This window comes from Caballeronia sp. LZ043 (assembly GCF_031451075.1).
In the GTDB taxonomy this organism is placed as follows: Bacteria; Pseudomonadota; Gammaproteobacteria; order Burkholderiales; family Burkholderiaceae; genus Caballeronia.
Genome location: NZ_JARUXT010000002.1, coordinates 439,402 through 452,363 on the forward strand (window position 1 = coordinate 439,402; position 12,962 = coordinate 452,363).

General features: G+C 64.6%; 13 protein-coding genes. 9 read left to right on the forward strand and 4 right to left on the reverse strand.

Annotated features, from left to right (window positions below):
• Positions 1-47: 47 nt before the first annotated feature.
• The 7 genes from QCE64_RS15370 (at position 48) to QCE64_RS15400 (ending at position 6,556) form a co-directional block, all read left to right on the forward strand.
• A complete protein-coding gene (locus QCE64_RS15370; protein WP_309814744.1) occupies positions 48-701 on the forward strand; it encodes a DUF2291 domain-containing protein in 654 nt (217 codons plus the stop codon).
• Positions 698-2,251: a sugar ABC transporter ATP-binding protein gene (locus QCE64_RS15375; protein WP_309922332.1), complete on the forward strand. Its 1,554-nt coding sequence runs from the start codon at positions 698-700 to the stop codon at positions 2,249-2,251. The genes QCE64_RS15370 and QCE64_RS15375 overlap by 4 nt, the downstream gene beginning before the upstream one ends.
• 24 nt (positions 2,252-2,275) lie before the next feature.
• The gene (locus tag QCE64_RS15380; protein WP_309814739.1) at positions 2,276-3,376 is read left to right on the forward strand and encodes an ABC transporter permease; all 1,101 of its coding nucleotides are present in this window, start codon (positions 2,276-2,278) and stop codon (positions 3,374-3,376) included.
• A gap of 61 nt (positions 3,377-3,437) precedes the next feature.
• A complete protein-coding gene (locus QCE64_RS15385) occupies positions 3,438-4,391 on the forward strand; it encodes a D-ribose ABC transporter substrate-binding protein (RefSeq protein WP_310004641.1) in 954 nt (317 codons plus the stop codon).
• Between the two features lie 71 nt (positions 4,392-4,462).
• Complete coding sequence (locus QCE64_RS15390; RefSeq protein WP_309932584.1) at positions 4,463-5,224, forward strand: triose-phosphate isomerase; 762 nt, start codon at positions 4,463-4,465, stop codon at positions 5,222-5,224.
• A 41-nt stretch (positions 5,225-5,265) separates the two neighbouring features.
• Positions 5,266-5,718 carry an RpiB/LacA/LacB family sugar-phosphate isomerase gene (locus tag QCE64_RS15395; protein ID WP_309814731.1) on the forward strand — a complete coding sequence of 151 codons (453 nt, stop codon included), beginning with the start codon at positions 5,266-5,268 and terminating at the stop codon, positions 5,716-5,718.
• 76 nt (positions 5,719-5,794) lie between these two features.
• Positions 5,795-6,556 (forward strand): 3-oxoacyl-ACP reductase, encoded by a 762-nt coding sequence (locus tag QCE64_RS15400; protein ID WP_309922325.1) that lies wholly within the window; start codon positions 5,795-5,797, stop codon positions 6,554-6,556.
• A 16-nt stretch (positions 6,557-6,572) separates the two neighbouring features.
• Here the strand turns inward: QCE64_RS15400 and QCE64_RS15405 are convergent, their stop codons facing one another.
• The 4 genes from QCE64_RS15405 to QCE64_RS15420 form a co-directional block, all read right to left on the reverse strand.
• Entirely contained in the window at positions 6,573-8,381 is a 1,809-nt protein-coding gene (locus QCE64_RS15405; RefSeq protein WP_310005786.1) for a serine hydrolase domain-containing protein, read from the reverse strand.
• 336 nt (positions 8,382-8,717) lie between these two features.
• Positions 8,718-9,026 carry a DUF4148 domain-containing protein gene (locus QCE64_RS15410; RefSeq protein ID WP_404987381.1) on the reverse strand — a complete coding sequence of 103 codons (309 nt, stop codon included), beginning with the start codon at positions 9,024-9,026 and terminating at the stop codon, positions 8,718-8,720.
• Between the two features lie 82 nt (positions 9,027-9,108).
• Positions 9,109-9,324: a hypothetical protein gene (locus QCE64_RS15415; protein WP_309922322.1), complete on the reverse strand. Its 216-nt coding sequence runs from the start codon at positions 9,322-9,324 to the stop codon at positions 9,109-9,111.
• A 59-nt stretch (positions 9,325-9,383) separates the two neighbouring features.
• Complete coding sequence (locus QCE64_RS15420; RefSeq protein ID WP_309922321.1) at positions 9,384-10,454, reverse strand: SDR family oxidoreductase; 1,071 nt, start codon at positions 10,452-10,454, stop codon at positions 9,384-9,386.
• A gap of 254 nt (positions 10,455-10,708) precedes the next feature.
• Between QCE64_RS15420 and QCE64_RS15425 the strand changes: the two genes are divergently transcribed.
• Positions 10,709-12,025: an MFS transporter gene (locus tag QCE64_RS15425; protein WP_310004643.1), complete on the forward strand. Its 1,317-nt coding sequence runs from the start codon at positions 10,709-10,711 to the stop codon at positions 12,023-12,025.
• Positions 12,026-12,172: 147 nt separating this feature from the next.
• Entirely contained in the window at positions 12,173-12,958 is a 786-nt protein-coding gene (locus QCE64_RS15430) for a short-chain dehydrogenase/reductase (protein WP_309932576.1), read from the forward strand.
• Positions 12,959-12,962 lie beyond the last annotated feature (4 nt).

The following is a 12,962-nucleotide window of genomic DNA, read 5'->3' on the forward strand; positions in this document are numbered from 1 at the left end:
GCTGCATGCCAGCCACTTTGTGATTCCTTCGAGACGGAGGTGTGTCGATGAATGCAGTCGCTTCAACCAAGGGGTCGTCCTCGCGCGGCCTGCGTATCGCGATCGAAGTGATCGTGGTGCTCGTCGTGCTGGTCGCGATGGCCATGAGCACGAAGGTCGTGAAGATCGGTTCGGGTCCGGATGCGACGAGCAAGGAGTTCGAGCCCGCCGCCTACGGCGCGAAACAGTTCCCGAAGACGCAGGCCGCGATCTCGAAGCGCGCCGTCGATGCCGCGACGCTCGCCGCCGCCATCGCCAAGGATCAGGACGCGGCCGGCAAGCAGTACGGCATTGCGGGCGGCGGCATCGGGCCGGAGATGTCGGTGAAGTTCACCGGCGTCGCGGGCAACGACGACTCGGGCATCTATGACGTGAAGGTGCCCGGCCTGCCGGATACGCTCAAGATCCGCGTGCAGACCGGCCCGGCCATCAATGGCACCGATCTGCGCGACGCCACCGGCGACATCAGCTTCGGCCAGTTCACGAATCAGATCGACTATCAGAACGCGGGTTACGCGATCAACGCGGAGATGAAGAAACAGGTCCTGTCGAAAGTCGATACGGCCAAGCTGTCCGGCAAGACCATCGAGGTCACCGGCGTGTTCCAGCTCGTCAATCCGAACGGCTGGCTCGTGACTCCCGTGAAACTGGACGTGAAATGAGCACCGCCACTCCCACTCCAACCGGCGCGGCGAAGGACAGCGTGTTGCTGTCGGCGCGCGACATCGTCAAGTCCTATGGCGGCGTGCATGCGCTGAAGGGCGTGAACTTTGAGATTCATCGTGGCAAGGTCACGACGCTGTTCGGCGAGAACGGCGCGGGCAAGTCGACGCTGATGAAGATCCTCTCCGGCGTCGAGAAGCCGACCTCCGGCGAGATCGAACTCGATGGCGCGTCCGTCGCCTTCACGTCTTCCACCGATGCCCGCAACCACGGCATCTCGATCATTCACCAGGAGCTGAGTCTCGCGCCGAACCTGAGCGTGCGTGACAACATCTTCATGGGCCGCGAGATCCGCACGCGCACCGGCGTGAACTTCGCCGAAGAGGCGCGGCAGACCCGCGAGCTGATGCAGGAACTCGAAGAAGACGTCGATCCGATGACGCTGATCCGCGACCTGCGGCTCGGCCAGCAGCAGGTGGTCGAAATTGCACGCGCGCTCTCGGTGGACTCGCGCATCCTCATCATGGATGAGCCGACGTCCGCGCTGAGCGCGTCGGAAGTCGAAGTGCTGTTCAAGGTGATCCGCGACCTGACGAGCCGCGGCGTGTCCATCGTCTACATCTCGCATCACCTCGAAGAAGCCTTGCAGGTCACGGACTACGCCGTGGTGCTGCGCGACGGCCGCATCACCGCGACGGCCGAGCGCAAGGACATCGACCTTGGCTGGATCGTGCGCAACATGGTCGGCGAGAACTTCGATCTTGGCTCGCCGCCCACGGGCTATGCGTTCGGCGAAGTGGCGCTCGATATCGACGAAGTCAGCGTTGCCGACGAATCCGGCTCCGGCGCCTCGGTGGTCGATCACCTGTCGCTGCAAGTGCGCGCGGGCGAGATCGTGTGCATCTACGGACTGATGGGCGCGGGCCGCACCGAACTGCTCGAAGCCGTGGCCGGACGAAAGCGCCTGCCCGTCACCGGCGGCACGATCCGGCTCGAAGGCGAGAACCTCGCGGGCCTGAGCATCGCGCAGCGCATCGGCCGGGGACTCGTGCTCGTGCCCGAAGACCGTCAGCGCGACGGCCTCGTGCCGACCATGAGCGTCGGCTCCAATCTGTCGCTGGCCAGCATCCGCAGCTTCGTCAAGGGCGTGCTGATGTCGCCGCCCGCCGAGCGCGAACTCGTCGGCGAGTCGATCCGCAACGTGCATGTGAAGACCTCGGGCGCGGGCGCCTCCATCCGTTCGCTTTCGGGCGGCAATCAGCAGAAGGTGGTGATCGGCAAGATGCTCGCGACCGGCCCGAAGGTGATCCTGCTCGACGAACCAAGCCGGGGCATCGACATCGGCGCGAAGGCCGAAGTGTTTCGCCTGCTCGCCGAGAACGCGAAGAAGGGCCTCGCGGTCGTCTATTCGACTTCCGAAGTGGGCGAATGCCTGAGCGTCGCGCATCGCATCATCGTCATGCGGCGCGGCAAGATTTCCGCCGAATTCGGCCCCGACGCCGACAAGGACGACATCATGGCCGCCTCCGGCGAAGCCGTGGTGGCCTGAACGCAGCACAAGGAGACATTCAACATGAACGACGCCGCCAAGACTTCCAGGTCGACTCACTCCGCATCGAACGGAGAAGGATTCGATCTCGGCCGCATGCTGCTCGAAGGACGCGCGTTCTTTGCGCTGATCGCGATCATCATCATCTTTTCATTCCTTTCGCCGAATTATTTCGCATTGGAAAACTTCCTGACGATGGCCTCGCACGTGGCCATCTACGGAATCCTGGCGATCGGCATGCTGCTCGTGATCATCAACGGCGGCATCGACCTTTCGGTGGGCTCGACGCTCGGTCTGTCCGGCGTCGTCGCGGGCTTCTTCATGCAGGGCGTCACGCTGAACCTGTTCGGCGTGGTGCTGTATCCGTCGGTCTGGGTCGTCGTGGTGCTGTGCTGTCTGCTGGGCGCGTTCATCGGCCTGGTCAACGGCATTCTGATTGCGCGCTTCAAGGTGCCCGCGTTCGTCGCGACGCTCGGCGTGATGTATGTCGTGCGCGGCTTCGCGCTGCTGATGACCAACGGCCTGACGTACAACAACCTCGGCGGCCAGGCGGACCTCGGCAACACCGGCTTCGACTATCTCGGCTTCGACCGCCTGTTCCACGTGCCCGTGGGCGTGCTGATCCTCGCCGTCATCGCGATCCTCGGCAGCATCGCGCTCAACCGCTCCGCGTTCGGCCGCTGGCTCTATGCGTCAGGCGGCAATGACCGCGCCGCCGAACTGTCCGGCGTGCCCGTGAAGCGCGTGCTCATCAGCGTGTACATGCTGTCGGGCGTCTGCGCGGCCATCGCCGGGCTGATCCTGTCGTCGCAACTGACCTCCGCCGGCCCGACCGCCGGCACCACCTACGAACTCACGGCCATCGCGGCAGTGGTGATCGGCGGGGCGTCGCTGATGGGCGGCACCGGCAACATCCGCGGCACGCTGCTCGGCGCGTTCGTGATCGGCTTCCTGTCCGATGGCCTCGTCATCATCGGCATCTCGTCTTACTGGCAGACGGTCTTCACCGGCGCGGTCATCGTCCTCGCGGTGTTGCTCAACGCCATTCAGTATCGCCGCCGCGTCAAGCGTCCCGCGCCGGGCGGCGGCCAGCTGGCTTCTCCGCAAGGCGGCAGCAAGGCATGAGCGGTACGTCCGCGAGAAGTATCACGTAGTTCTGCATCCACAACTGACTCTGGAGAGAGACATGAACATGAAGAAGAAAACGCTGCTCCTCGCCGCCGTTGCGCTGGCTGCCCCGCTGTTCGCCGCGCAAGCCCAGGCGGCGGGCGGACTCATCAGCATCATCGTGAACGATCCGGCCAATCCGTACTGGCTCGCCGAAGGCAACATCGCGGCCGCCGAGGCGAAGAAGCTCGGCTATAGCGCGAACGTCTCGGCATCGAAGGGCGACACGAACACGGAAAGCCAGCAGATCGACACGGCCATCACCAACAAGTCGGTGGCCATCATCCTCGATCCGGCCAATGCGAGCGGTTCGGTGGGCGCGGTGAAGAAGGCGGTGGCCGCGAACATCCCGGTGTTCCTCGTCAACGCGGAAATCAACCAGACCGGTCTCGCCAAGGCGCAGCTCGTCTCGAACAACGCGCAAGGCGCGGCGCTCGGCGCGCAGCAATGGGTCAAGGACGTCGGCTCGAAGGGCAACTACGTGGAACTGCTCGGCGCGCCGTCCGACAACAACGCCGCGACGCGTTCCAACGGCTACAAGTCGGTGCTCTCGCAGTATCCGGATCTGAAGATGGTCGGCTCGCAAGTGGCGAACTGGGACCGCACGCAAGGCTTCAACGCGACGCAGAGCCTGATGCAGGCGCATCCGGACGTGATCGGCATCATCAGCGGCAATGACGAAATGGCGCTCGGCGCCATCGCCGCGCTCAAGCAGTCCGGCAAGCTGAAGAGCGTCAAGGTGGGCGGCTTCGATGGCTCGCCCGCCGCCGTGGAAGCGGTCAAGTCCGGCGACCTGCAATACACGGTGCTGCAACCGGTGGCGGAGTTCTCGGCGAAGGCCGTGCAGGAAGCCGACCAGTTCCTGAAGACCGGCAAGACGGGCGCGGCGAGCGAGAAGCAACTGTTCGATTGCGTGCTGATCACGAAGGCGAACGTGTCGAAATACACCGCACCGTTCGTGCTCTCGAAGTGAGGTGACGGGTTCGGCCCGCGTCGAAGAGGGCGCGGCCCGTTCGATGAGACTTTCCGATCGGCCAGGAAATCATGTCTGAATCTTTGTTCTGGGTCGGCACGAGCTGGAAGATGAACAAGACTCTGTCGGAGGCGAGTGCCTTCGCCGAGGGCTTGCTCGCCAGTCACGACGACCCGCGTATCCAGTGCTTCGTGATTCCGCCTTTCACGGCGATTCGCGAAGTGAAGTCGATCCTCGCCGAGACCAACGTCAAGGTCGGTGCGCAGAACATGCACTGGGCCGAGCGCGGCGCGTGGACCGGCGAAATCTCGCCGCTGATGCTGGTGGATTGCGGCATGGATCTGGTCGAACTCGGCCATTCCGAGCGGCGCGAGCACTTCGGCGAAACCGATGACACCGTCGGCCGCAAGGTCGAAGCCGCCGTGCGCCATGGGCTGACGCCGCTGATCTGCGTCGGCGAGACGCTCGCCGACCGGAACGGCGGCCACGCCGAGGAAGTGCTGGCCGCCGAGGTGCGCGGCGCGCTCGCGCGTCTCACGCCTGAGCAGCAGGCGGCGCCCATCCTGTTCGCTTATGAACCGGTATGGGCGATTGGCGAGAACGGCATTCCGGCCAGCCCGGACTATGCCGATGCGCGCCAGGCCGAAATCAGCCGGGTGGCGGAAGAGATGCTCGGCCGTCGCGTGCCTTGTCTCTACGGCGGCTCGGTGAATCCGGACAACTGCGCGGAACTCGCCGCGTGCCCGAACGTGGATGGCCTGTTCATCGGGCGTTCGGCATGGAACGTCGAGGGCTATCTGGACATTCTCAAACGCGTGGCAGCGGTGCTGTGACGCCGGATGCAAGCGCCCATTCATACATCAAGGAGTTCATCATGAAGGTTGCCATTGGCGGAGACAGCGCCGGCGTCGGTCTGGCGCGCGTGCTGGCGGACTATCTGAAAGACCGCTACGACGTGTTCGAGGTATCGAACAACGAGAAGAACCCTGGCGAGTTCTACGCCGACCTGTCGGACCGCGTTGCGTCCGGCGTGGTCAGCGGCGAGTATGACCGCGCCATTCTGGTGTGCGGCACGGGCATCGGCGTCAGCATCTCGGCGAACAAGGTGCCGGGGATACGCGCGGCGCTGTGCCACGACACCTATTCGGCCGAACGCGCGGCGCTCTCGAACAACGCGCAGATCATCACGATGGGCTCGCGGGTGATCGGCCCGGAAGTGGCCAAGGCCATCGCCGATTCGTTTTTGACCAACACCTTCGATGAAAACGGCCGCAGCGCGGGCAATGTGAAGGCCATCGATCAGGTGGATGCGAAGTATCATCGTTGAACTTGCATCACCGTTTGGCCCGGCGTCCTCTCCGGCATAATGGACCATCCAGTCCAAATAAACATCGGAGAAGTCGATGCTGCTGTCTGAACAAAACGTACTGGTGACCGGTGGCGCGCGGGGACTCGGCGCGGCCATCACGGAAGCGCTGGCTCGCGAAGGCGCGGGCGTCGTCATCAACTATCGGCAGAGCGAGACGCAGGCGCACGCGCTGGCCGAGCGTCTCGGGCCGCGCGTGGTGGCCGTGCAGGGCGACGTCACCGACGCCGCTTCGGTCGCTCGCCTGTTCGACGAAGCCAACGCCAAGACCGGCCGGCACATTCATGCCGTGGTGAACAACGCGCTGGCCGATTTCAGCTTCGACGGCGACGCGCGTCCGAAGCTCGGCGACATCGAATGGACGCGCTTCCAGCAGCAGATCGAGGGCGCCGTGAAAGGCGCGCTGAACACGATCCAGGCCGCGCTGCCCGCGATGCGCGCGGCGGGCTTCGGCCGTATCGTGAATGTCGGGACCAACCTGTTCCAGAATCCGGTCGTGCCGTATCACGACTACACCGCGGCCAAGGCGGCGTTGCTGGCGCTGACGAGAACCGCATCGAACGATCTCGGGCCGGACGGCATCACGGTGAACATGGTGTCGGGCGGACTGCTGCGCACCACCGACGCCAGCAGCGCGACGCCTGAAGCCGTCTTCGACATGGTCGCGGGCTTCACGCCGCTGCGCCGCGTCACGACGCCCGCCGAATTCGCCGACGCGGTCCTGTTCTTCCTGTCGCCGTGGGCGCGCGCGGTGACGGGGCAGAACCTCGTCGTCGATGGCGGTCTGGTCAAGGGCTGAGCCAGACCGCGCGCGCTTACAGCTTCGCGTAGATCGAACTGCCCAGCGTCAGGGTCGAGTCGTTGCCTGGCGCGAAGCGGATCTCGTACAGATCGCGGCCGAAGTTGCCGGGCACTTTCACCGACATGAAGCCGCGCTCGTCCTCCAGCGGCACGATGAACTGATAGCGCAGGTCCTCATTGCCATACAGCACGTAGCCCGGCAGTTCCGGGAGGCTCGTGAGGAAGGCAGGCTCGTTGCCGAGCACGACGATCGGCACGGCGGACGGCGCGTCGTTCGTCAGCGTCCATTGCGTGCCGAGGCGCTGTTGCCAGGCGGCGTCGAGCGCGGCGAGCGGCGCCAGTTGCTGGCCGAGCGGCAGCGTGAGATAGGCATAGCCCGCGCCGGGCACCACGCGCTTCATCAGATAGCGGAAGTTGTAGGGATTACCGCCGCTGTCGGTGCCCGTCACCACGGTGAATTGATAGGACGAGGTGGGATCGGCGCTGCTCGCCCACCAGCCGTCGCTGCGATACTGATACGCGCCGAGATGCTTCCACACGCGCGTCTTCCCGTTCCACTGGTTCAACTGCACGCTGCCGTCCGCATTGGCGAAGACCTGCAGCGGCGAGTCCGAATTGCCATAGATGCCGCCGGCCGCCGCGATATTCGGCCCCGACGCTACCGGCGCCACCGTGGTGCCCACCTTGGGCGGAAGCGTGGCGATGGTGCCGTCTTCTTTCAGCGCGGAGAGCACCAACGCTTCCGCGATGCCGCGCGCGTCATAGCCGGAATTGCCGGTGATGAGCAGGGCCAGCTGCGCCTTCGGCACGACGAAGAACTCGGTCGAGTAGTACGCGGTGCCGCCGTCCTTTTCCCAGCCGAGCACGCCGGCGGCGCCCAAAGCCGGCTGCTGCACCGAATCCCAGCCGAGACCCCAGTGGAAATCGGGCGCGGGGTTGATCGTGAGGGTCGTGGTCTGGTCCATGCCCATCTCCGCGATGCCCGCCGACGACACCACGCGCGTTCCCTGGAACACGCCGCCGCCGAGGAACATCTGCGCGAGATTCATCATGTCGGTCGGCGTTGAGCTGAGGCCGCCGGTGGCATACGCGTTGACGAATTCCTGATACTGCGTGCCGTTCACGAAAGGATAAGAGAACGAGCCGCTCGAGGGCACGCTCGTCAGATAGCTGGAGCTCGTCATCTTGAGCGGCGCAAGGATGTTCGTCTGCACGAAATCCGCGTAGGTCTGCCCGCTGAGGGCCAGCACGAGCTGTTCGACCATCGTGAAGCCGTCGTTGCAATACACGGCCAGCTCGCCCGGCAGATGTTTCAGGTGCGTGTTGGCGAGTTCTGCTTGCGTGTCGGCTGCGTAGCCCGCCACCGGCGCGAACGTGAACAGGTTGCGGCCATTCGTTCCAGGAAACCCCGACGAGTGCGACAGCAGATGCCGCGTGGTGATCTGCGCGAATTCCGGCGAGAGCATGGTGAAGGTCGGCAGATACTTGACGATCGGAGTATCGAGCGCGAGGAGTCCGCGGTCCTGCAGGATCGCCGCCGACAGCGCCGCGAACAGCTTGCTGACCGAGCCGATGTTGAAGCGCGTCTGGGTCGTCGCGGCGGTCTTCGCCGGCACCGACGACACCCCGAAAGCCTGCTGCCAGAACACCGTATTGCCCTTGAGCATGGCGACGGAGATGCCCGCCACCGGTTCTTCCGGATCGTTGATGGCCTGCTGGATCATCTGCTGGCCCATCGCGACGGTCTGCGGATACGACGAATGATCGTCGTCATGACTGCCGCAGCCGGGCAGCAGGGTGGCGAGCAGGCCGGCGCCGGTCATGCCGAGGAAGTGGCGGCGCTGGAGGCGAACGGGGGCTGGGTTGATGCGCTTGATGTCGGACACGGCAGTTCCTCTCACAGGGCGGAGAAATGCGGTTGGGATGGCAACGTGCGCTGCGTGACCTGGGAGAAGCTGGTGCGGCCGGGGCCGGAAAACGGGACATCGCAATTGCTGTGTTGCTTGTTCATCGTGCGCAATGCGACGGACGTCGCCGCTCGAGCGAGCAGGCGACGTCCGGTCCCTTCGATGACGCGCTTCTTAAGTCACTGCCGAGAAATATACGTTAGGAATGGGAATGAGGGTAGGTAAATGAGGGCCCCGGCCGTCAATGCCGCGTTACCGGCACTCCGCCTGATACCACTGGTCCACGAGACGCTGGGCCTGATGCAGGTCGTCCGGGTAATACGGGTCGAAGAACAGCGACGGGTTGTAGCCCGCTTCCTCGAGGGCGGCCAGTTCGCTGTCGTTGCGCGCGCGCGTGAGGGGCGCCTGGCTTTTGAGCGCGGTGAGATCCACGCATTGCTGGGGACTCAGGTGCCGGCCATTGGCGCCGGTGCCGTATTGTCCAGCGGAGGTGACGCAGCCGGCCAGCGCGACGGCCAGCGCACCGATGGTTATTGTTAGTCGTGTTCTTGACAGCTTCATGGTGCGTCTCCGCTGATGGCGCTGCCGGCAGTATGAACGATGGCTGCGCGGCCGGCAGGCGCGGCGCACGCCGGCATCGCTCTCAGGATGGATCGGCGTCAGGCTCGTCAGGCTTGCTGGGCTCGTCAGACCTGGCTTGCTCGTCCTCGACTTCGACCGGCGCCTCCGGTTCCAGCGCTCGGGCGGCATGGATGGCATCGTCCTTCTTGGCCGTCACCACCACGAAGGTATGGTCGTCCCGAGGGATTTCGGCTTTCCAGCCGGGCTTCGCAGGGGTCACTTTCACGTCTTTGCTCATGTCCGGCTCCCGTGTACGTTGAGACATTCATGGAGCATCGGGAATGCCCGCCCGGTTCGTCACGCGGGAATGATGCGTTCGCGCTTCAGGCGGTCGAACAGGTCGAAGAACGCATCGGGCGTGCTCTGATAGTCGAGAAAGCCGAGCTTGCGGCTCTTTGACATGTCGGTGAGCACTTCCATCGGGCGGCCGAGATCGGCGTCGGTATGCCACCAGGACACCAGCCGGTCGATGTCCTGCTCGGCCAGACCATGCCGCGCCGCAATATCCGTCCACTGGGCGCGCGCCTGCTGCATGCGGCTGTCGAGCGGACGCGTCTCGCCGTCGAAAGGCGCCGGCTCGATGCCGAAATACCCGGCGATGCGCGCCCACATCCAGTTCCAGCGGAACACGTCGCCGTTGACGACATTGAACGCCTCGTTGCGGGCCGGCGCGGACGTCGCGGCCCATTCGAGATGGCGGGCGAGCAGACGCGCGTCGGTCATGTCGGTGAGCCCGTTCCATTGCGCGGCCGAGCCGGGGAACACGAAGGGCGCGCCGGTTTCCTTGCACAGCGTGGCGTAGACGGCGAGCGTCACGCCCATGTTCATCGCGTTGCCGACCGCATAGCCGATGATCGTATGCGGCCGATGCACGCTCCAGCCGAAGCCATAGCGGCGGGCGGCCTCGAAGAGCCGGTCTTCCTGCTCGTAGTAGAAGTTGTCGACGGGCTGGCGGCCCTGTTCCTCGCGGAACGGCGTCGTGGGCACGCTGCCCTGGGCATACGCTTCGAACGGACCGAGATAGTGCTTCAGGCCGGTGACGAGCGCGGCATGCGACAGCGCACCGCCCGGGCCTAGCGCCGCGAGCACGTTCCCGACCATGGCGCCGTTGACGCGGATGTTCTCGGCTTCGGTCGCCTGACGCGCCCATGCAGTAAAGAAGACGTGGCTGAACTGGCGTTCCTTGAGCGCGTCCGCCACCGAAGCCGCCGACGTGAGGTCCGCCGTGATCGATTCCATGCCGGCGGGAACGGGCGTGCGGCCGCGCGACAGTCCCGCAATCGTCCAGTCGCCGCGCGCGTGAAGGTGCTCGGCGAGGTTGCGTCCGACAATACCGGTGCCGCCGATGATCAGTGCTCGTTTATCCATTGCTTCTCTTTGTGTTCGGGTGGGTGAATGCGGTCGGCTCTGGCCGACGCGGGTGCGTAGCGCACCAGTGTGCCGCCTCGCCGGGAAACCTGCTGAACTTCGCCTGATCTCTCGCGCACGCCCCGTTCCACCTAAAAAACCGCTTGCAATGTATTTTGTTTGAGTATCATCGGAATACATTGAAGCCCGAACCAGATACAGAGAGGGCGGGTTTCCACCACTGAACCGAAGGCACGCACCACAAGGAGCAGTCAATGAGCGACACGCTGCATGCGCCGGGCGACGTAGCGCAGGCGCAGATGATCGAGGACCGCACTTACCGCAAGGTCACGCTACGGCTGATCCCGTTCCTGATCCTCTGCTATGTCGCGGCCTATCTGGACCGCGTGAACATCGGCTTTGCGAAACTCCAGATGCTGAGCGACCTCCAGTTCAGCGAAACCATCTACGGCCTGGGCGCGGGCGTGTTCTTCATCGGCTATTTCCTCTTCGAGGTGCCGAGCAACCTGATGATGCAGCGCGTCGGTGCCAAGGCCTGGATCGCCCGCATCATGGTGACGTGGGCGCTCATTTCCGGCGCCTTCTTCTTCGTGCAGACGCCCACCCAGTTCTATGTCCTGCGTTTCCTGCTCGGCTCGGCCGAGGCCGGCTTCTATCCCGGCATCGTGCTCTACCTCATGCAGTGGTATCCGGCGCGCCGCCGCTCGCACGTGCTGGCCATCTTCATGGTGGGCATTCCGCTGGCGGGCATCATCGGCGGGCCGCTGTCGGGGTGGATCCTCGAAGCCTTCAATGGCTCGCACGGGCATCCGGGCTGGCGCTGGCTGTTTCTCATCGAGGCGCTGCCGTCGCTCGTGCTGGGCATCGCGGCGTTCTTCTATCTGGAGAACCGTCCGGAGAAGGCGAAGTGGCTGACGCGCGAGGAAGCCGCGATCATCGCGAATGCGCTCGACTCGGTGCCGCCCAAGCACACGCGCATCTCGCAGACGGTCGGCCAGGTGTTCCGCGACCCGCGCATGCTGCTGTTGGCGCTGATCTACTTCTGCGTCATCATGGGCCAATACGGCCTGACCTTCTGGATGCCGACGCTCATCAAGGCATCGGGCGTCTCGGGCGCGCTGCATATCGGCGTGCTCTCGGCGATCCCGTTCATCTTCGGCGCGATCGCCATGGTCTCCTGCGGCCGCAATTCGGACCGTACTGGCGAGCGCCGCTGGCATCTGATCGTGCCGATGCTCGTCGGCGCGGTGGGTTATGCCGTCACGGCCGGCGCGGGATCGAACGTGCCGCTCGCGTTGCTCGGCCTCTCGCTGGCGGCGGCGGGCGTGCTGACGCCCGGGCCGCTGTTCTGGGCCCTGCCGTCCGCGATCCTCGCCGGCACGGGCGCGGCGGCGGGCATCGCGGCAATCAATGCGTTCGCCGGGCTCGCGGGCTTCGTGAGTCCCTATCTGATCGGCTGGCTGCGCGATCTCACGCATACCTCCGTGATCGCCATGTATGTGTCGGCGGGCGTGCTGGTCGTCGGGGCCGCGATGATCCTGCTGATTCCCGCCAAGCTCGTGAACCGCTGATTTTTCGGATCTCGCAGTAGGGAAGCCGGCATGCTGCCTTGCGCGCATGCCGGCTTTTTTTCGTCCGTAGCAGTGTGCATTTGTATTTCTTCGTGTTAGTTTATGTATTCATATAAACCGAATAGAAATACATCAAGGAGGAGAGTCATGGACTTGAACCTGAAAGGCAAATCGGCGCTGATCACGGGCGCATCGAAAGGCATCGGGCTGGCGACGGCGTGGGCATTCGCCGCGGAAGGCGTCGCGGAGCTGCACTTGGCGGCGCGTTCGGCGGATGCGCTGCATCGCGCGCAGGACGAAATCGCGACTAAGCACGGCACGCGCGTCCACGTGCATGCGACGGATCTCTCCGTCACGCAGAACGCCATCGATCTGGCGCGCGCCTGCTCGAACGCGGACATCCTGGTGAACAACGCGGCGGATTCCAGCCCCGGCCCGCTCGACAAGATGAGCGACGCGGAGTGGCGCGCGAGTCTCGACATGAAGATCTTTTCGTACGTCACGCTGACGCGCGAACTGTATGCGTCGATGAAGCAGCGCGGCAGCGGCGTGATCGTCAACGACATCGGCAATTCGGGCGAGAACTGGGACGCGAACTACATCATCGGTTCGACGGGCAATGCGGCGATGATGGCCTTCACGCGCGCGATCGGCGGCTGGGCGCTGGACGACGGCATCCGCGTGGTGGGCGTGAATCCGGGACCGGTCGCCACCGACCGCATGGTGAAGCTGATGAAGCGCCGCGCGCTCGACTGGTACAACGACGAAAGCCGCTGGGAAGAACTGTTCGACAAATATCCGGGCAAGCGTGCAGCCCGTGCCGATGAAGTGGCCGACCTGATCGTGTGGCTCGCGTCGGATCGCGCGGCCTATATCACGGGCACGATCGTGACCATCGACGGCGGCATTGCGTCGCGCCGTTCCATCATCTGAGGGG